The sequence below is a fragment of the Nonomuraea sp. NPDC050547 genome (assembly GCF_044457345.1).
Lineage (GTDB): Bacteria > Actinomycetota > Actinomycetes > Streptosporangiales > Streptosporangiaceae > Nonomuraea.
Map to the genome: position 1 here is coordinate 148,811 of NZ_JBITGW010000016.1, position 18,813 is coordinate 167,623.

At 72.5% G+C, this 18,813-nt stretch carries 18 protein-coding genes; 16 read left to right on the forward strand and 2 right to left on the reverse strand.

Annotation, left to right across the window (positions count from 1 at the left end):
• Positions 1 to 19 precede the first annotated feature (19 nt).
• From ACIBHY_RS35465 to ACIBHY_RS35500, 8 genes are read left to right on the forward strand one after another with little or no spacing between them, the layout of a single operon-like run.
• Positions 20 to 781, forward strand: coding sequence for a DeoR/GlpR family DNA-binding transcription regulator (locus ACIBHY_RS35465; RefSeq protein WP_397308975.1), 762 nt, complete (start codon positions 20 to 22; stop codon positions 779 to 781).
• Positions 778 to 1,785: a 1-phosphofructokinase family hexose kinase gene (locus tag ACIBHY_RS35470; RefSeq protein ID WP_397254524.1), complete on the forward strand. Its 1,008-nt coding sequence runs from the start codon at positions 778 to 780 to the stop codon at positions 1,783 to 1,785. The genes ACIBHY_RS35465 and ACIBHY_RS35470 overlap by 4 nt, the downstream gene beginning before the upstream one ends.
• 2 nt (positions 1,786 to 1,787) lie before the next feature.
• Positions 1,788 to 2,870 (forward strand): mannitol-specific PTS transporter subunit IIC, encoded by a 1,083-nt coding sequence (mtlA, locus tag ACIBHY_RS35475; RefSeq protein WP_397254526.1) that lies wholly within the window; start codon positions 1,788 to 1,790, stop codon positions 2,868 to 2,870.
• Positions 2,867 to 3,175: a PTS lactose transporter subunit IIB gene (locus tag ACIBHY_RS35480; RefSeq protein WP_397254528.1), complete on the forward strand. Its 309-nt coding sequence runs from the start codon at positions 2,867 to 2,869 to the stop codon at positions 3,173 to 3,175. The genes mtlA and ACIBHY_RS35480 overlap by 4 nt, the downstream gene beginning before the upstream one ends.
• On the forward strand, positions 3,168 to 3,584 hold the full coding sequence (locus ACIBHY_RS35485; protein ID WP_397254530.1) for a PTS sugar transporter subunit IIA: 417 nt from the start codon (positions 3,168 to 3,170) through the stop codon (positions 3,582 to 3,584). Before ACIBHY_RS35480 ends, ACIBHY_RS35485 begins: the two co-directional genes overlap by 8 nt.
• On the forward strand, positions 3,581 to 4,576 hold the full coding sequence (locus tag ACIBHY_RS35490; RefSeq protein ID WP_397254532.1) for a zinc-dependent dehydrogenase: 996 nt from the start codon (positions 3,581 to 3,583) through the stop codon (positions 4,574 to 4,576). The genes ACIBHY_RS35485 and ACIBHY_RS35490 overlap by 4 nt, the downstream gene beginning before the upstream one ends.
• Positions 4,577 to 4,588: 12 nt before the next feature.
• Positions 4,589 to 4,867, forward strand: a complete 279-nt coding sequence (locus ACIBHY_RS35495; RefSeq protein ID WP_397308976.1) for an HPr family phosphocarrier protein — start codon at positions 4,589 to 4,591, stop codon at positions 4,865 to 4,867.
• Positions 4,860 to 6,464, forward strand: a complete 1,605-nt coding sequence (locus ACIBHY_RS35500) for a phosphoenolpyruvate--protein phosphotransferase (protein ID WP_397308977.1) — start codon at positions 4,860 to 4,862, stop codon at positions 6,462 to 6,464. Before ACIBHY_RS35495 ends, ACIBHY_RS35500 begins: the two co-directional genes overlap by 8 nt.
• Before the next feature lie 358 nt (positions 6,465 to 6,822).
• Here the strand turns inward: ACIBHY_RS35500 and ACIBHY_RS35505 are convergent, their stop codons facing one another.
• Together ACIBHY_RS35505 and ACIBHY_RS35510 are read right to left on the reverse strand one after the other, a co-directional pair.
• The gene (locus ACIBHY_RS35505) at positions 6,823 to 7,740 is read right to left on the reverse strand and encodes a hypothetical protein (RefSeq protein WP_397254538.1); all 918 of its coding nucleotides are present in this window, start codon (positions 7,738 to 7,740) and stop codon (positions 6,823 to 6,825) included.
• A gap of 651 nt (positions 7,741 to 8,391) precedes the next feature.
• Positions 8,392 to 9,267, reverse strand: a complete 876-nt coding sequence (locus ACIBHY_RS35510) for a hypothetical protein (RefSeq protein ID WP_397254540.1) — start codon at positions 9,265 to 9,267, stop codon at positions 8,392 to 8,394.
• 658 nt (positions 9,268 to 9,925) lie between these two features.
• Here ACIBHY_RS35510 and ACIBHY_RS35515 point away from each other — a divergent pair.
• From ACIBHY_RS35515 to ACIBHY_RS35550, 8 genes are read left to right on the forward strand one after another with little or no spacing between them, the layout of a single operon-like run.
• Positions 9,926 to 11,314, forward strand: coding sequence for an exopolysaccharide biosynthesis polyprenyl glycosylphosphotransferase (locus tag ACIBHY_RS35515; protein ID WP_397254542.1), 1,389 nt, complete (start codon positions 9,926 to 9,928; stop codon positions 11,312 to 11,314).
• Positions 11,314 to 12,609, forward strand: coding sequence for an O-antigen ligase family protein (locus ACIBHY_RS35520; protein ID WP_397254544.1), 1,296 nt, complete (start codon positions 11,314 to 11,316; stop codon positions 12,607 to 12,609). Before ACIBHY_RS35515 ends, ACIBHY_RS35520 begins: the two co-directional genes overlap by 1 nt.
• Entirely contained in the window at positions 12,606 to 14,135 is a 1,530-nt protein-coding gene (locus tag ACIBHY_RS35525; protein WP_397308978.1) for a lipid II flippase MurJ, read from the forward strand. The genes ACIBHY_RS35520 and ACIBHY_RS35525 overlap by 4 nt, the downstream gene beginning before the upstream one ends.
• The gene (locus ACIBHY_RS35530) at positions 14,132 to 14,836 is read left to right on the forward strand and encodes a polysaccharide deacetylase family protein (RefSeq protein WP_397254548.1); all 705 of its coding nucleotides are present in this window, start codon (positions 14,132 to 14,134) and stop codon (positions 14,834 to 14,836) included. The genes ACIBHY_RS35525 and ACIBHY_RS35530 overlap by 4 nt, the downstream gene beginning before the upstream one ends.
• Positions 14,833 to 15,963, forward strand: a complete 1,131-nt coding sequence (locus tag ACIBHY_RS35535) for a glycosyltransferase (protein ID WP_397254550.1) — start codon at positions 14,833 to 14,835, stop codon at positions 15,961 to 15,963. Before ACIBHY_RS35530 ends, ACIBHY_RS35535 begins: the two co-directional genes overlap by 4 nt.
• On the forward strand, positions 15,960 to 16,604 hold the full coding sequence (locus tag ACIBHY_RS35540) for a hypothetical protein (protein ID WP_397254552.1): 645 nt from the start codon (positions 15,960 to 15,962) through the stop codon (positions 16,602 to 16,604). Before ACIBHY_RS35535 ends, ACIBHY_RS35540 begins: the two co-directional genes overlap by 4 nt.
• Complete coding sequence (locus ACIBHY_RS35545) at positions 16,601 to 17,704, forward strand: GNAT family N-acetyltransferase (RefSeq protein WP_397308979.1); 1,104 nt, start codon at positions 16,601 to 16,603, stop codon at positions 17,702 to 17,704. Before ACIBHY_RS35540 ends, ACIBHY_RS35545 begins: the two co-directional genes overlap by 4 nt.
• A complete protein-coding gene (locus tag ACIBHY_RS35550) occupies positions 17,701 to 18,807 on the forward strand; it encodes a glycosyltransferase (protein ID WP_397308980.1) in 1,107 nt (368 codons plus the stop codon). The genes ACIBHY_RS35545 and ACIBHY_RS35550 overlap by 4 nt, the downstream gene beginning before the upstream one ends.
• Positions 18,808 to 18,813: the final 6 nt, after the last annotated feature.

Here is an 18,813-nt window from a genome sequence, read left to right on the forward strand (position 1 = left end):
ACGGCGGTGAACCAACAGCATGTACGCCGAGGAGCGCCAGCAGGAGATCCTGCGCAGGGCGCGCGAGGCCGGTCGCGTGGACGTCGTGGCGCTGGCCGAGAGCTTCGACGTCACGACGGAGACCGTACGCCGCGACCTCACCGTGCTGGAGCGGGCCGGCGTGCTGCGCCGCGTGCACGGCGGGGCGATCCCGGTCGAACGGCTCGGCTTCGAGCCCGCGCTGGCCGCCCGCGACGAGGTGATGACCGCCGAGAAGGAACGCATCGCCAAGGCCGCCCTCGCCGAACTGCCCGACGACGGATCCGTGATCATCGACGCGGGCACCACGACCGGCCGCCTGGCCCAGGTGCTACCGGCCGACCGGGAGCTGACCGTGGTCGTGAACTCCCCGCCGCTGGCCACGGTCCTGGCCACCCGGGCCAACCTGACCGTGATCATGCTGGGTGGCCGGGTCCGCGGGCGCACGCTGGCCACGGTCGACGACTGGGCGCTGCGTCCGCTGGCCGACCTGCACGTGGACGTGGCGTTCATGGCGACCAACGGCTGCTCGGTCGCCAAGGGCCTCACCACGCCCGACCCGGCCGAGGCGGCGATCAAGCGGGCGATGATCGCGGCCGCCGAGCGGAGCGTGCTGCTCGCCGACCACACCAAGTTCACCAACACCTACTTCTCCCGCTTCGCCACGCTGAACGAGATCGACGTGGTGATCACCGACGCCGGCCTCGACCCGGCCACCGCCGCGGATCTGGCCGAGGCGGGGCTCGAGGTGGTCCGCGCATGATCCTCACCCTGACGCTCAACCCGAGCCTCGACCGCACCATCGAGGTCGGCGAGCTGACCCGCGGCGCGGTGATCAGGGCGGGAGCGGCCAGGCTCGACCCCGGCGGCAAGGGCGTGAACGTCTCCCGAGCCCTCCTCGCCAACGGCGTCGTCTCGTGCGCGGTGGTGCCGTTCGGCGGCGACGAGGGCAGGCGGCTGGTCCACCTCCTGGCCGACGAGGGCCTGGAGATGGTGATGGTCCCGGTCAGGGGCGCCACCCGCTCGAACGTGGCCCTGGCCGAGCCCGACGGCACCGTCACCAAGATCAATGAGCCCGGCACCGCGCTGTCGGCCGACGAACTCGACACCGTCGCCGAGGCCGTCCTGTCCGCCGCGCACTCGGCCGACTGGGTGGTCGCCTCCGGCAGCCTGCCGCCGTCGGTCCCCCAGGACGTCTACGCCGTGCTCTGCCGCCGCTTCACCGGCGCCGGCATCCACATGGCCGTCGACACCAGCGGCCCCGCCCTCATGGCCGCGGTCGCCGCCGGTCCCGCGCTGGTCAAGCCCAACCGCGACGAGCTCGCCGACGTGACCGGCCGCCCGATCACCAGCCTGGGCGACGCCGTGGAGGCCGCGGAGAAGCTGCGCGCCGCCGGCGCGCGCTCGGTGCTGGCCAGCCTCGGCGCGGCCGGCGCCGTCCTGGTCGCGGAACACGGTGTCTGGTACGGCGACTGCCGCGTCGAAGAACCCCGCAGCACGGTAGGCGCCGGCGACGCCATGCTGGCCGGCTTCCTGGCCCACCTGTCCCGCTCAGCTCTCCGGGACGGCCCAGCCCGCAGGGACGGCTCCCCGGGGGACGCGCTCCTGGCCGATCCGCTCGCCTGCGAACGCGCGCTACGCGAGGCCCTGGCCTGGGCCGCCGCCGCCGTCGAACTGCCGGGGAGCCGCATGCCCCACCCCTCCGACATCCGCCGCGACCGTGTCCGGCTGCTTCCCGCAGATCCGTCCACCCCCCTGGGAGAGTAACCATGGCCGACACCTACACCCCTCCGGTCACCGGGACCGGCGTCAAGGCCACCATCCAGCGCATCGGAGGCTACTTAGCGGGCATGATCATGCCGAACATCGGCGCGTTCATCGCCTTCGGCCTCATCACGGCCCTGTTCATCCCGACCGGCTGGTTGCCGAACGAGGACTTCGCCAAGCTCGTCACCCCGATCATCAGCACCCTGCTTCCGATCCTCATCGGCTACACCGGCGGCCGGATGGTCCACGGCCAGCGTGGCGCGGTGGTCGGCGCGGTCGCGACCGTCGGGCTGATCGTCGGCGCGACCATCCCCATGTTCCTGGGTGCGATGATCATCGGCCCGCTGGCCGCGTACGTGCTCAAGCTGGTGGACGGGTTCACCGAGGACCGCACCAAGGCCGGCTTCGAGATGCTGGTCGACAACTTCACCGCCGGCATCGTGGGCGGCGCGATGGCGCTGCTGGGCGCCTGGGGCATCGGCCCGATCGTCAAGGTCGTCACCGACGCCGCGGGCGGGGCGGTCGGGTGGCTGATCGGCAACAGCCTCCTGCCCGCCGCCTCACTGCTCATCGAGCCGGCCAAGGTGCTGTTCCTCAACAACGCGATCAACCACGGCGTGCTCGGCCCGCTCGGCGTCGCCGAGGCGGCCAGGTCCGGGCAGTCCATCCTGTTCATGCTGGAGTCGAACCCGGGCCCGGGGCTCGGCCTGCTGCTGGCCTTCATGTTCTTCGGCCCCAGGGTCATGCGGCCCACCACCCCGGCGGCGATCATCATCCACTTCTTCGGCGGGATCCACGAGATCTACTTCCCGTACGTGCTGATGAAGCCCCGCCTGATCCTCGCGGTCATCGCGGGCGGCGCGGTCGGCATCTTCACCTTCATGATCACCGGCTCCGGCCTGGTGGCGCCACCCTCGCCGGGCAGCATCTTCGCCTACCTCACGGTGACGCCCAGGGGCGGCTGGCTCGGGGTGGGGGCCGGCATCCTGCTGTCGACCGCGGCCAGCTTCGTCGTCGCCGCCCTCCTGCTCGGCTTCGGCCGGGGCGAGAAGAAGGAAGAGAAGGAAGAGGTCGCAACAGCATGAGCAGCATCGACAGCAAGGACATCCGCAAGATCGTGATCGCCTGCGACGCCGGCATGGGCAGCAGCGTCATGCTCGCCACCACCGTCCGCAAGCAGCTCAAGGGCACCGGCGTCCTGGTGGAGCACACTCCGGTCAACTCCATCCCCGACGACGCCGACGTGGTGCTCACCCACGCGGGGCTCGCCGCCCGCGCCCAGGCCGGGGCGCCGGGGAAGGTCATCATCCCCTTCCAGATCTTCCTCGGCGATCCGGCCGTCACCCGGCTCGTCGAGACCATCAAGAAGGGCGGGACCGTCGGTGCGTGAGGTGCTGGAGGCGCGAGCCGTACTCCTGCGCGAGAAGGCGGCGACCCGCGAGGAGGCCGTCGCCCGGTGCGGTGAGGTGCTGGTGGAGGCCGGCGCGGTGGCGCGGCCGTACGTGGAGGCCATGCTGGAACGCGAGCGCTCCATCTCCACCTACGTCGGCGAAGGCGTGGCGATCCCGCACGGCATGTCCAAGGAGCACGTGCTGCGTGACGCGATCTGCGTGCTCCGCTTCCCCGCCGGGATCGACTGGGACGGCGAGCGGGTCACGCTCTGCGTCGGCATCGCCGCCAAGGGCGACGGCCACGTGGCGCTGCTGGCCGAACTCGCCGAGATCCTGCTCGATCCCGACCGGGCCCGCAGGCTGCGCGAGGCCCCCGACGTCGAGACCGTCATGAAGGAGCTCACGTGAAGGTCGCCCGATTCCACGCCCCAGGCGACATCAGGATCGAGGAAGCCCCGCGCCCCGAGGGCGGCCTGGTGATCCGCGTGCGCAACTGCTCGACCTGCGGCACCGACGCGAAGATCTACAAACACGGCCACCACCACATCGCGCCGCCGAGGGTGATGGGCCACGAGATCGCCGGGGAGGTCGTGGGCACGGGCGAACGCGTGCAGGTGATCGCGGCCGTCCCCTGCGGCACGTGCGCGGAGTGCCGGCGCGGCCGGATGACGGTCTGCCCGAACCAGGAGTCGATGGGCTACCACTACGACGGCGGTTTCGCCGAGTACATGGCGATCCCCGACAAGGTCGTCGCCGTCGGTGGCGTCAACCCCGTCCCCGACGGGGTGTCCTTCGCCGAGGCCTCGGTGGCCGAGCCGCTCGCCTGCGTGCTCAACGGCCAGGAGCTGGCGCGGGTGTCCGATGGGGACGACGTCGTGGTGATGGGCGCGGGTCCGATCGGCTGCCTCCACGTACGGCTGGCGCGCGCCCGCGGCGCGGCCAGGGTCTTCCTGGCCGACGTGAACGCCGACCGCCTGGCCAAGGCCGCCGCCCTGGTCGAACCCGACGCGGTGATCGACGACGACGCCGTCGACCGGGTGCTCAAGCTGACCGGCGGGCGCGGCGCCGACGTGGTGATCACCGCGGCCGCCTCGGGGGCCGCCCAGGAGCAGGCGCTGGCGATGGCGGCCAGGCAGGGCCGGATCAGCTTCTTCGGCGGCCTGCCCAAGGACGACCCGATCATCCGGTGTGACTCCAACCTCGTGCACTACCGGGAGCTGACGATCGTCGGGGCGAACGGGTCGAGTCCCGCCCACAACGCCCGCGCGCTGGAGCTGATCGCCTCAGGACAGGTTCCGGTCGCCGACCTCATCACCCACAGGCTGGGCCTGGATGACGTGCTGGAGGCGATCGCCCTGGTCAGCAGGGGCGAGGCGATCAAGGTAACGATCGAGCCGTGAAGGAGCAGTGAGATGGCAGAGCGTACGGTGGCCGTGGCCGCGCGGGCGGGCCTGCACGCGCGACCGGCCAAGCTGTTCGTCCAGGCGGCGATGAAGCTGGGCGTGCCCGTCAGGATCCGTGTCGGGTCCGGCAAGGAGGTCCCGGCCAACAGCATGCTGGGCGTGCTGTCACTGGGCGCGGTCCGGGGCACCGAGGTGACGCTGTCGGCCGCCGACGGCCCCGAGGGCGAGTCCGCCCTGGACGCGCTGGCCGCCATGCTGGCTCGCGATCTGGACGCCGCAGATGCCTGACCTACGGGGACTGGGCGTCAGCCCGGGGCGTACGGCGGGCCCCGTCCTTCTCATGGCCGCCGCGCCCGCGCTCCCGCCCCCAGGCCCGCCCCTGTCCACCGAGGCCGGGACCGCCGCCGTGGCGGCCGCCCTGTCCGCCGTCGCGGCGGAGCTCGACCGGCGGGCAGGGCGGGCCGGTGGCGAGGCCCGCGACATCCTGGAGTCGCAGGCCATGATGGCCGCCGACCCCACGCTGCTGGAGGCGGCCGAGGAGCACGTCATCGGCGGCATGGACGCCGCCCACGCCCTCGACGCGGCGTTCACCGGCCATCGCGCGGCTCTGGTGGCCGCGGGCGGGTACTTCGCCGAGCGCGCCGCCGACCTCGACGACCTGCGCAACCGGGCCGTGGCCGCGGTGCTGGGCCTGCCGATGCCCGGCGTGCCCGACCCCGGCCACCCGTTCGTCCTGGTCGCCGAGGACCTTTCCCCCGCCGACACCGCTGGGCTGAGCGAGGACGTGCTGGCGCTGGTCACCGAGAAGGGCGGGCCGACCAGTCACACCGCGATCCTGGCCCGCGGCAGGGGACTGCCCGCCGTCGTCGCCTGCGCGGGCGCCCTCACGCTGGAGGAGGGCACGCTGGTGAGCGTCGACGGCGCCACCGGCGAGATCCGCACCGGCCTCGACGGCCCGGCCGCCGAGGAGGTCAGACACCGGGCGGAGGCCGAGCGCGCCAAGCTCGCCCACAGCCGCGGACCCGGCCGGACCGCCGACGGGCATCCGGTCAAGCTGCTGCTCAACATCGGCTCGGCCGGGGACCTGGCGCCGGAGGCGGAGGGGGTGGGGTTGTTCCGTACCGAGCTGCTGTTCCTGGACCGCAGGACAGCCCCGGGCTTCGAGGAGCAGGTGGCCGCGTACGCGGCGGTGTTCAAGTCCGTCCCCGACGCGATCGTCAGGACGCTGGACGCCGGGACCGACAAGCCGCTGCCGTTCCTGGAGCTGCCCGTCGAGCCGAACCCGGCGCTCGGCATCCGCGGCCTGCGCGTGGACCGGCTGCGGCCGGACGTCCTGGACACCCAGCTCGCCGCCGTCACCGAGGCGGCCCGCGCCACCGGCGCCGAACCCGCGGTGATGGCGCCCATGGTCAGCACCCCGAGGGAGGCCGCGCGCTTCGCCGGGCGGGCGCGCGCGGCCGGGGTGCGCCGCGTGGGCGTGATGATCGAGGTGCCCGCCGCCGCGCTGCTGGCCGAGGCGATCCTGGCCGAGGTCGACTTCCTCAGCATCGGCACCAACGACCTGGGCCAGTACGCCTTCGCCGCCGACCGGCAGCATCCCGCCCTGGCCGACCTGCTCGACCCCTGGCAGCCCGCGTTGCTCAGGCTGGTGGAGATGTGCGCGGCGGCCGGCCGTGGCGCGGGCAAGCCCGTCGGGGTGTGCGGCGAGGCCGCCGGTGACCCGCGCCTGGCGCCGGTCCTGGTCGGGCTGGGCGTGACGAGCCTGTCCATGTCCGCCGTCTGCGTCCCCGCCGTACGCGAGGCGCTGGCCGGGCACACCCTGGAGGAGTGCCGGGCCGGCGCCGAAGCCGCACTACAGCGGGATCACGCCAACGGCGTCGTGTGATCGAAGGCGATCAGCACCCCGCCCTACAGCGGATGCTCGACCACCTCCGCCCGCACCCCGAACACCTCGGCGAGCAGCCCGCCAGGTGAGCCAGGGCGGCGAGCACCAGGCACGCCACGGCGAAGATCACCGAGCGCGCCACCCGCAAGACCCACATCCCGGCCATGACAGCGGAATGCTCTCACCCGCCTCCCGCGGTCAACAGCACGGGTGCGAGGGCTCAAGAGATCGCAAAGCGGTCCGGCGCGGGATCCGCCGTGCTCTACCGTTTTCCGCGTGGCCCCCACCGCCACTCTGGATGGTTCCCCGTCCGCAGAAGGTAAATGGGGGAGCCCGGCGTCGCGCCGGGCTCCCTGTTTCACAGCAGCGCTTCCACGTCCGTCCACAGATATGTGACGTTGACCCAGTCATTCGTGGTCATGCCGAGGTCCTGCCAGAAAAGCTCGTCCGCCAGATCTATGCCCGCCGGATTACGCACCTTTCTCGACCTGTCGTCGCGGCCCCCGTTGTATCCGTCGAGATATGCCGCCTGCGCCTGAGGCTTTCCCTGCGGCAGATCCGGCCACATATCGCGGGTGGCCGCGGCGTTCCAATAATCGTCGCGGATATTCCACGGGCCCACGTCCCAGATCGGCGCGACGACGCAGCGCGTGGCGTAGCAGATCTTGACCTCGTAGGCGCGTTCCGTGGTGTTGGCGTTCAGGGCCCGCCTGGAAGGCAGGGCGACGAAGCGGTCCGTGGTGCCGATCGTGTGACCGTTGGCGGTCTTGTCGCCGATCTGGCCGATACGGGTGGCGAAGACGCGGCTGGTCAGCGGCTTGGGGGCGGGTTCGGTCCCGGCCTGCGGCTGGCCGCGGGCGGGGTCGACGACCAGCAGGCGCAGGCCGTACACCTCCGGGCCCTGGCCGGTGCCGCGCTGCGTCAGCGTGATCCTGGCCTGGAGCTGGGTGGACGAGGCGGGCAGGACGACCTCGTCGGAGCCCTGTCTGGCCTCCCGCCACTCCGTCCAGCGGGCGGAGCGGGTCTGGCCGCGCAACTCCAGCATGACGCCCGCGCCCGGCGGCGTCTCGGCCATCATGATCGGCCGGATGCGGTTGGCCAGGGAACGTGTGCCGATCGCGGTGGTGACGTAGAAGCCCTGGCGCTCTTCGCCCTCGGTGGCCGTGGCCGCGAGCTGGGGGCCGAGCCGCAGGCCACGTGCGGTGTGGGCGACGTTGAACTGGCTCACGCCGTCCATGGTGAGGTCGACGGCGAAACTCTGGCTGGCCGTGGCCACGCCGGGTGGTAGGAGCCAAAAGGCGGCGATTCCCGCCGCCGCAACGGTTTTACCGATCCTGCTGAGCACTTTCCGCATTCCCGCCCGCTCCTCGCTTGCCGTACGCGATGCATCTTCGGGGCGCTTATTGACTTAGTCCGACATCTCCGTCTCTGGCGCCCCGACGGGTCATACCCTCGGGCAATGGCGCCATGGGAAAAGCACGGTATGGACGCTGTCATGAAAGAGGATTTGCGCGGGAGAAAGAAGCTATATCGGGCATTCTGCTAATTTTCCCTGGAAAACGCGACGGCCGACGGCCGTGCTCGGGCACGGCCGTCGGCGGTTGTCCACGTGAGCCATACCACCGAGCTCGGGTGAAGCGGGCACTATCACCTCGCTCGGCGGGCTGCGCTGTCAGGAACGCAGCTGTCACGCCACACAGCAGTTCGTGGCGCCGATGTTCCCGTTCCCCTCCAATGGCGAGGGCATCGACGTCACCAGGTCAGAGCCCACCGCGTACAGCGACGCGGGCAGGTCGTGACCGCAGCCGATCTGTTCACGCCCGGCGAAAGGCACCATGACGCCGGACGGGTGCGGAAGACGGTCGGGGGGCTGCTTGCTCTGTGCGGCGAAGGGCCTGTGGTTCCTTCAGCGCACGAGGGAGTGACTCTAGTGAGCCGCTGCCATGTCGCCGACGGCGCCGGTCGTCGGGACCGAGGAGCCCAGCGCCTCTCCCACAGCCGCGGGAGCGCCCTTCGTCTGCGCCAGCGGCGACGCGGCGAGCGGGCCTTCGACGAGCGGGGCGATCTCGTCGAGCGGGACGTCGGTCCGCGGGCCGGCGACGCGCTGCGCCATCGGCTGCCTGACCTCGGGGCTGCCCAGGACGGGCGCCAGCTCGGTGGACACCGCCGCGGGCATCGCGGACTTGACCGCCGCGTTCGGGCCGCTGAGCAGATCGTGCGCGGAGACGGAGCCGACCTGGTGGGCGGCGGTCTTCGCCATGAACGCCGCGTGGTCGGTCTGACCGGCCAGGCGCTCGGTGATCTGCGGCATCGCCGCCTCGGCGGCGGGCTCGAGCGCGGGGGCGTGCAGGATCTCGTCGGCGCGCCCGGTCAGGGAGCTGACGACACCCGGCACCGGCTCGTCCTGGTGCTCAAGGCCGACGACCTCACGCCCGTCCAGCAGCGCGAAGTCCAGCGGCGAGCTCGCCGCGCCGGTGAGGGCCGGCTCGAGCGGGTTGCGGTGCTCCACGCCGGCGGCGTTGGAGGCCTCGTTCAGCGGCAGGCCGTTGCGGAAGGTCCCCTGCGGGAGAAGGCGAGCCGCGCCCTCCACCGAACGGGCCGTGCCGTCAGCGGAACGGGTGATCCCGTCCACCGGGTTCTCGCTCTGCGTGATCCCCGCGAGCGGGCTCGTGAGGGACATCAGCGGGTTCTGCCCGTTCCCGCCGAGCAGGCTGCTGCCGCCGCCTCCGCCGAGGAGGCCGCCGAGCGGGTCCCCGTCACTCCTGGCCGCGGCCAGGGCGGGGCCGGCCAGCGCCGCTGCCATTCCCAGGCAGGCCACAGCTATGGCCGTGCTTTTGACTATGCGATTCATGATTGCCTTTCCGGGCTGTGATCGGACGTGTTCGCGATTACGCATGACCTACGAACCGATTACTCCGAATGCCGCGACGTGCGCCCTGTGGACACCGCACAAAGCGCTATCGCGACCGAGCTACCGGGAAAGTTCTATCACCGCGTCTCGGCCCCATCCGACGACGTTGAACTATGTGGGCACAGGCTTTGCCTTAATCAGCCGCCGATTACCACAGTTAATTCGCCGGCGACTTCTTCATTGACCAGCGCCGCGGCTGACGGCATGTCCGTCTTCACGGGACAAGGCCTGCTCTGGCCGTATTGCCGAGAACAAAGAAGTTGTCCGTTTGCTCCGCGCGGGCATGGAATAACTCGCGCAGCCGCGGGCCACAATTCCAGCGCTACTGGCAGTGGCGAAATATTTGCCCACCCATGAACCCCGCGCGAGCCTTCTATCGGCCAGTTCCAACGCTTGCGCCGATACCATCTCAACGATCTTGGGGCGCGAATGAACGCCATTCTTGTGTCCTCGCACAAGCGCCTGCAGAGAAACAGCCACGACTGCCAGCCCCTGCCACTACCCCTCATCCCGCAGCACTGGCGTGTGACCGCGACCTTGGAGGCAACAGATGACCGTAGCTGTTGGCACCAGCGAACCGACTGAGGACTTCCTGGATTCCGGGCCCGCGATGGCACCCGAGGCGCCCGCCTCACCTCGACCTGACATCCCCCTGCGCCACCTCACCCGGCGAGCCGCCCATCTCGGCCTGCCGACCGCCTGCCTGCTGGCCGCGACGACCATCACCGGCTGGCGGCCGACCAACCTGGCGGCAGCGGTCGCGATCGCGGTCGCCCTGCACGTCATCCTGCCCAGAGCCCGGTTCACGGGCTGGGCGATGGCCGCTCTGTGCACGCTGAGCCTGGAGGCGTGGCTGTGCTCGCCCGTCCCCGCGCCGCCGTCCGCGGCCTGGCTGCTGGCGGGCCTCTGCCACGCCGCGCTCATGGCCCTGGCCCACGGGGCCGTACGCGCCTGGCGGCACGTCGCGGCCCGGCGCCGCGCTCCCCGCAAGGCCGTGATCCTTTCCACCGGCGAGCACGGCGTACGGCTGGCCAGGACACTCCTGCAGCACCCCGAGCACGGCATCGAGCCCATCGGCCTGGTCGGCGCCAGCGCGTCGGCCCACGGCCCCGCCGACGACCTGCCGGTGCTGGCCACCTACTCCACCTGCGCCCAGATGCTGCGGCGCTCGGCCGTCAGCGTCGTCATCCTGGCCGGGCAGCCGCCGATCTCGCGGGCCGTGCTGCAGGAGATCGGGGCCACCGGGTGCCAGATCATGCTCGCCCCCGGACCGGACGACCTCGTCCAGGACTTCGTGGCGCCGGGCCGGCAGCTTCAGAGCTTCCCGCTGGTGGACATGCGGCCGCCCGCGCAGCGCCGGCCGTACTGGATCGCCAAGCGCGTCTGTGACGTCACGCTGGCGCTGCTCGCGCTGCTCGCGCTCGCGCCCGTGCTGGGGCTGTGCCTGCTGGGCGTCCGGCTGGAAGGCGGGCCGGGCGTGCTGTTCCGCCAGCGGCGGGTCGGCATGGGCGGGCGCTGCTTCGACATGCTGAAGATCCGTACGCTCAAGCCGGCCAGCGCGCGGGACTCGGCCACCCAGTGGACCGTGAGCCAGAGCCGCCTCAGCGGCCCGTTCGGCGGCTTCCTGCGCAAGACGTCGCTGGATGAGCTGCCGCAGCTGTGGAACGTGGTCACCGGGGACATGAGCATCGTGGGCCCGCGGCCGGAGCGGCCGTACTTCGTGCAGCAGTTCTCGAAGACGGTCGAGCGCTACGACCGCCGCCACCGGGTTCCCGTGGGGATCACCGGCTGGGCCCAGGTGCACGGCCTGCGCGGCGACACCTCCATCGAGGAGCGCGCGCGCCTGGACAACCACTACATCGACACCTGGTCGTTCGGCCTGGATGTCAAGATCGCGCTCAAGACGATCGGCTGCGTGCTGCGCCTGGGCGGCGCGTAGTGGCGCTCGCCCTGCGTCCGCGCCTCTCCCCGCACGCGCTGAACTGGCAGCGGCCCAGCATCCTGGCGGTGCTGACGGTGGCGCTGGTGTGCGTGCCGCAGCAACGGGCCCAGCTCGACTCGTCCTTCAACGTGACCGCGGCCGACGTGGCGGCCGGCTGCCTGGTGGTGGCCGCGCTCGTCCACGCGCTCAGGGGGCGGCTCCGGCTGCCCAGGCGGGCGTACCTGCTGGCTCCGCCCGCCGTCGCGGTGACGGCGGCGACGCTCGCCAGCGTGGACGTCGTCGCGGCGCTGCCGGGGTTCGTGCGTTACCTCGAGATCTTCGTGATCGTGCCGCTGGCCATGGCGATCGTCGTCCGCGACGAGGTGGACCGGCGGCTGGTGGCGGCGGCGGTGCTCGGCGTGGCCCTGGTCCAGGCGCTGCTCGGGTGCTGGCAGGCGTACTCGGGCAGCGGCGCCTCCTACGGCGGGCAGAGCATCAGGGCGATCGGCACGTTCGGCGCCGTCGACATCATGGGCATGGCCACCGTCGTCAGCTACGGCGCGATCGTGGCGCTGGCCCTGGTGCTGACCACGCGGGGACGGCCACGGGTCGCCGCGACGCTGGTCCTGCTCGTCCTGCTGGCGGCACTGGTCCTGTCGCTCAGCCGGGGCGCGTGGCTGGCGTGGCTGATGGCCGGCGTCGTCATGATCCTGCTGTCGGGCAGCAGGAAGGCCGTCGGCGGCGCTCTCGCCGGGGCGCTCGTGCTGGGCCTCGTGGTACTCGGCGGCTGGGGGTCCGGAACCGTCACCCAGCGGCTGGCCTCCATGACCTCCGTCGCCTCCCAGCCGGACCAGTCGGTCAACGACAGGTACGGCCTGTGGGAGACGGCCGCCGGCATGTGGCACGACCATCCGCTCCTCGGCGTGGGCCCGCGCGGCTTCGCGGCCTGGCGCGACAACTACGCGCCCCTGCACGTCTCGGCCAGCAGCGACACCGCCGACCCCGTGAACGGATTCCAGCGGCAGGAGCTGCGCTCCCCGCACAACATGTACCTGCTGGTGCTGAGCGAGCAGGGTCTTCTCGGGCTCTCTGCCTTCGCACTGCTGTGGGCCGGGCTGGCCGTGCTGGCGGCCAAGCGGGCGCGGCGCGGCGGCACCTCCGCCCAAAGGGCGGCGGGGCTGTGCGCGGCGGGCTTCCTGACCTGGCAGCTCGTCGACTTCGTCTACGCCGACGTGGGCGGATCCCCCACCGTCGTCATGTCGATCATGATCGGCCTGCTGTTGTCCTGGGTGGTCGCGGCGGACGCGGCATGAGCGCCACCACCGAGGAGACCCGCGGCCCGCTGGCCAGGGCCACCACGGTCACCATGCTGCTGGTCATCGCCGGCTCGGCGTCCGGGTTCGCCCGCGACCTCCTGGTGGCGGGCGTCTTCGGCGCCAGCGCGGGCACCGACGCCTTCATGGTCGCCTGGACCATTCCGGAGACGGCCGCGCCCCTGCTCATAGAAGGCGCGCTGTCGTTCCTGCTCATCCCCTACTTCAGCCGCTCCGTGGAGGAGGGCCGGTCATTGCGTGAGGTCGTCTGGGCCGCGCTGCCCAAGGCCGTCCTCGCGTTCGTGCTGCTGAGCGCCGCCACGGCCGCCGCCGCGCCGCTCATCGCGCGCGGCCTGGCGCCGGGCATCCAGGAGCACGACCTGGCCACCCGGTGCACGCAGATCACCTCGCTGACCGTGCTGGGCTTCGGGCTGGCCGGGTTCTGCAGCGCCGCGCTGCGTACGCGGCGGATCTTCGGCCCGCCCGCCGCCATCTACCTGGCCTACAACGCCGCCATCGTCGGCGCCATCGCCATCGGCCACGACGGCTGGGGGATCACCGCGGTGGCGTGCGGCGTGGCGGCCGGCGGCCTGCTCATGGCGCTCATCCAGGCCCCGTCCTTCATCCGGCACATCGGAACCCCGGTCAGGACCGGCGTCGCGACGTCGATCTCCTGGACGATCTTCGCGCCCATCGCCGCCTTCACCCTGCTGCGCCAGGCGCAGGTGTTCGTCGAACGGTTCGTCGCCTCCTCGCTGCCGCCCGGCTCGATCTCCTACCTGAACTACGCGCAGAAGATCGCCCAGGTGCCCATGGTGGCCTCGCTCATCCTCGCCACCGTCTCCTTCCCGGTCCTGGCCCGCTGCGTCGCCGCCGGCGACGGCGCGGGCGCCGGCCGGCGGGTGCTGGCGGACACGTGGGTGGCCGCCGCGATCGTGCTGCCCGCCACGGCGTTCCTGGTCGCGCACGCGCCCGGCGTGGTGGGCCTGCTGCTGGAGCACGGCGCCTTCACCCCGGACGACACCGCCGCGACGGCGTGGAGCATGCGCCTGTACTGCCTGGGACTGCTGGGCCAGGCCGTGGTCGGCGTGCTGTGCCGGGTCTACTTCTGCGCCTCCCGGCCCTCCTGGTACCCGGCCGCCGCCATGGCCGCCGGGCTGGCGCTCACCGCGGTCGCCGCGCCGTTCCTGGCGATCCCGCTCGGTGTGGGCGGGGTCGCGCTGGCCAACGCGGCGGGCATCAGCCTGACGGCCGCGCTCCTGCTGGGCGGGCTCGGCGCGCCGCTCCTGGTGCTGCCCAGACGCGCGCTGCTGGGGTCCGTCGGCCGCCTGTCCGCGGCGGCCGCCGTCGCGGCGGGCGTCTCCTTCCTGGTCCGCCCGATCACCGCGGACCTCTCGTTGATCGTCGCCGTGCCGTGCCAGGCCGCCGTCACCACGGCGGTCTTCGTCACCGCGGCACTACTCACCGGTTCCAGGCGGGACCTCGGCGACGCGCTGAGGCCCCGCGAAGGGGGAGTGCGATTGTGAGCCCAACCAGGCAGCAGGTCCTGATGTACCACTCGGTCGACGACTTCGACGAGGATCCGTACCTCATCACCGTCAGACCCGCCCGCTTCGCCGCGCAGATGGCGTGGCTGCGCGGGCGGGGGCTGCGCGGCGTGTCCATGCGCGAACTCCTGCGCGCCCAGCGCGAGGGTACGGCCCGGCGTCTCGTCGGCCTCACCTTCGACGACGGGTACGCCGACTTCGCCGCCCACGCCCTGCCGGTGCTCCTGCGCCAAGGCTTCACCGCCACGGTCTTCGCCGTCACCGGCCGCCTGGGCGGCGACAACGCCTGGGACCCGCTCGGCCCGCGCAAACCGCTCATGACCGCGGAACAGCTCAGGCAGGTCGCCGACGAGGGCATGGAGGTCGCCTCCCACACCCAGACGCACCTGTCGCTGGCCGGCGCCCCGACCGGGGACCTCTACCACGAGGTCAAGACGAGCCGCACGGACCTGGAGGCGATACTCGGCCACGAGGTCCTCGGCCTGGCCTACCCCTACGGCCACGCCGACCGCGAGGCCGTCGAGGCGGTACGCGCCGCCGGCTACACCTACGCCTGTGGCATCAAGCCCGGCGAGGCTGACCAGCTCTGCCTGCCCAGAACCCACGTGAGCGACGACGACCGGCGGCTCCGGCTGACCGTCAAGCGGGGCCTGCACTACTGGAAGTGGGGCCGGCGATGAAGGTGCTGCACGTCATCACCGGGCTGGAGGCCGGCGGGGCCGAGCGGCAGCTGCGTGACCTGGTGGCCAACCATCACGTGACCGCCGAGGTCGCCGCGCTCACGAAACCGGGCCTGATCAGCCAGGCCATCCAGGCCGAAGGGGTGACCGTCCACCATCTCGGCATGACCGGCAACCGGGACCTGCGCGTACTGGGCCCGCTGTGGCGGCTGGTCCGGCGCGGCGGCTACGACGTGGTGCACACGCACCTGTTTCGCGCCGGGTTGTACGGACGGCTGGTCGCCCGGCTGGCCGGCGTGGCCGCGATCGTGGCCAGCGAGCACTCCATCGGCGAACGGCACCTGGAGGGCCGGCCCATCACCGCGCCGGTGCGCGTCATGGCCCGCGCCGGTGAGCGGCTCGGGCACGTGACGGTCGCGGTGTCGTCGGCGGCGGCCCAGCGGCTGGTCCGGTGGGGCGTGCCGGAGCAGCGGATCGAGGTGATCGCCAACGGCATCGACCCGCGGGCGTTCCGCTTCGACCCGGCCGTGCGGGAGACGACCCGCAGCCGGCTGACGATCCCGCCGCACATCACGGTGGTGGGCGGGGTGGGCAGGCTGGAGCCCGGCAAGCGGTTCGACGTGCTGATCGAGGCCGTGGCCGGGTTGCCGGACACCGTACTGCTGCTGGTGGGGGACGGGCCCGAGCGGGCAAACCTCGTCGCGCACGCGCGCAGGCTGGGGATCGCGAACCGCATGGTGCTGGCCGGGCAGTCCAGCCAGGTTCCGGCACTGCTGTCGGCCATGGACGTCTTCGCGGCGCCGTCGCAGGAGGAGACGTTCGGTCTCGCCATCGTCGAGGCGCTGGCGTGCGGGCTGCCCGTCCTCTACAGCGCGTGCCCGGCGCTGGACGAACTGCCCGCGAGCGCCTCGCCGAACGCGCGGCGGCTGCCCTCGGCGGCGGAGCCGTTCCGTCAGGCCGTGGAGGAGCTCATCGCGGCAGGCGCGCCACGGCAGCTCCCGCCGCAGGCCGTGGACCACTACGGCATCGGCCATCACGTCAACCGCATCGAAGCGCTGTACCTGCGCGTGCACGAGCAAAGATCCCGATCGAAGACCATCGCGCCAGCCTGGGGAGAGCAACCATGAGCGTGACCCGCCGTGTATCCGCCGCTGCCCGGCGGTGGTGGCCGCAAGGCTGCGCCGTCGTCCTGGGCCTGTGCGCGGGACTTCTGTACACCGCGCTGACCGACCGCGTGTACACCGCCCAGGCGTACGTCGTCGTGGTGGCCGACGCCCCGTCGAGCATCGAGCAGACGACGAAGTTCGCCCAGGCCTTCACCAAGATCGCCACGCAGCCCGCCGTCGTCGGCGCCGCGCTGCGTCCCGGCCTCGCCGCCCGCACGGTCGGCGAGCTGCAGCGCACGGTACGCGTCTCCGGCTCCCCCGACGCCCCGATGATCAGCCTGGCCGCCTCCGCGCCGGACGCCGCGCAGGCAGCGGGTCAGGCCAACGCGCTGGCCCAGGCGCTCATCACCTATGCCGGCACCCGCGCCCCCGACACCGGCGTCCGCATCGCCAACCTGTCCCAGGCGCTGGCGCCGGAAGAACCGTCAGGCCCCGACGCGCTCATCAACCTCACCGTGGGCGGCGCCGCGGGACTCCTGCTCGGCGGCTTGTTCTACCTCGTCGCCCCGCCCGCCAGACAGAGCCGTGACAAGGGCGCATCCCGCGACGAGCCCGCCGCCCGCTCCCGCGAGCGCTCACGCAAGCGGCCGGTCGGCGCATGACGCCCAGCCTCCTGGCCGACGGCCAGAACAGCGTCGTGACCGACCCGGGCGCCTTCGCGGCCATGAAGCCGGAATGGGACGCCCTGTACGAGCGCTGCGCCACCTCCACCCCCTTCCAGTCGCACGCCTGGCTCACCTCCTGGTGGCAGTGGTACGGCGGGCGGTCCCGCCTGCACGTCCTGCTGCTGCGCCACCAGGACCGGCTGGTGGCCGCGCTGCCGCTGATGCGAACGCGGCGCTGGGGCTGCCGGGTGCTGAGCCCGCTGGGCGTCGGCCTGTCCGACTACACCGACGTACTCCTCGACGAGGCGCATCGCGACGGCCTCGCCCGTACCGCGGGCGAGGCGCTGCTCGGCCTGCCCGGCTGGGACGTCATGGACTTCCCCGAGGCCCAGCCGGGCGCCGCCCTGGAGACGTTGCACGCGTGCTGGCCGGGCCGCCGCTGGCTCATGGAGGGCTCCTCCTGCCTGTACATGCCCGCCCTTCCGCTGGAGGACCAGCTGGCCGCGCTCGGCACGCGTACGGCCGGCAAACTCCGCCGCGGCCTCTACAAGATCGACAAGCTGGACCTTCAGGTGCACGCGGTGACCCCGGAACAGGTGCCCGCGGCCATGGAGGACCTCCTACGCCTGCACGCCCTGCAATGGGCGGGCCGGCCGATCAACAAGGAACACCTCAGCTCCCGCTTCCAGGCCCACCTCACCAGGTCCGCCACCGAGCTCATCGCCACCGGACGGGCCGCGCTGACGGAGTTCCGGGTCGGCGAGCGCCTCGTGGCCGCCGACTTCTGCCTCATCGGCGCCGACTTCGCCGGTGGCTACCTGTACGGGGCCGACCCCTGGCTGCGTACCCGCGTCGACACCTTCGCCATGGTCCTGCGGCACGGGCTGCGCCAGGCGCACGCGCGCAGGCTGGAGAAGCTGAGCCTGCTGCGCGGAGCCGAGCCGCACAAGGCCAAGTGGGGCGCAAAGGCCATCGGCAACCGCCGCATGATCTTCGGCAGGACGCAACGGGCCGGCCTCTACGCGGCGCTGGTGCGCGCCCGCATCCGCGCGGCCCGCACGCTCAAGGAACGCCTCCCAGTGAAGGCCGGCTCATGACCATCTCAGTCCTGCACGTCAGCCAGCCCGTCGAGGCGGGCGTGGCCGCCTACGTCAGCGCCGCCGCCGCCGACCAGGTACGGCGCGGCTGGCGGGTCACGGTGGCGGCGCCGTCGCGCGGCACGCTCCCCGACCGGCTCGCCGAGCAAAAGATCCCGCACGCGGCCTGGGAGTCGGCCCGCTCCCCCGTGCGCTCGTGCAAGGACGAGACCGTCGCGCTGCGCCGGATCGTCGACGAGCTCGAACCCGACATCATCCACCTGCACTCGGCCAAGGCGGGCCTGGTGGGACGCCTGGCCGTACGGGGCCGGCGGCCCACGCTCTTCCAGCCGCACGGCTGGTCGTGGCTGGCCTGCCGGGGCGCGACGGCCAGGACCGCGATCGCGTGGGAGCGCACCGCCGCGCGCTGGGCGGCCGCGATCGTGTGCGTCGGCGAAGGCGAGGCCGAGGCCGGGGCGGCGCGGGGGGTGGCGGCCCGGCTCGTCGTCGTGCGCAACGGCGTCGACCTCGACCACTTCACCCCCGCCGGCATCGAGGCGCAGCTACGGGCCCGCGCCGAACTCGGCGTCCCCGAGAACGCCCGGCTCGCCGTCTGCGTGGGCAGGCTCACCCGGCAGAAGGGCCAGGACCTGCTGCTGCGTGCCTGGCCCCGGGTGCTGCGCTCGTGCCCGGACGCGCGACTGACGCTGGTCGGAGACGGCGAGCTCAAGGCCCAGCTGGAGGCCGACGCGCCCCCCGGAGTGCACTTCGCCGGCCCCAGCGCCGACGTGCGGCCCTGGTACGCGGCCTGCGACCTGGTCGTCATGCCGTCCCGCTGGGAGGGGCTGCCGCTGACCGCGCTGGAGGCGATGGCCAGCGCGCGTCCCGTCGTCGGCTTCGACATCCCCGGGCTGCGCGAGGTGATCGGCGAGGAGACCGGCGCGCTGGTGACGGCCGGCGACCTCAGGGGGCTGGCCTACGCGCTGTCCTCCCGCCTGTCCTCCCACGACGGTACGGCGTGGCGCGAGGGACAGGTCGCCGCTCTGCTCAGCAAGGAGTTCGACGCCCGGGTGACCATGGAGGTGCTGGCCGGGGTGACCGCCGGGGTGCTCGGGCGGGGCTGACCCCGG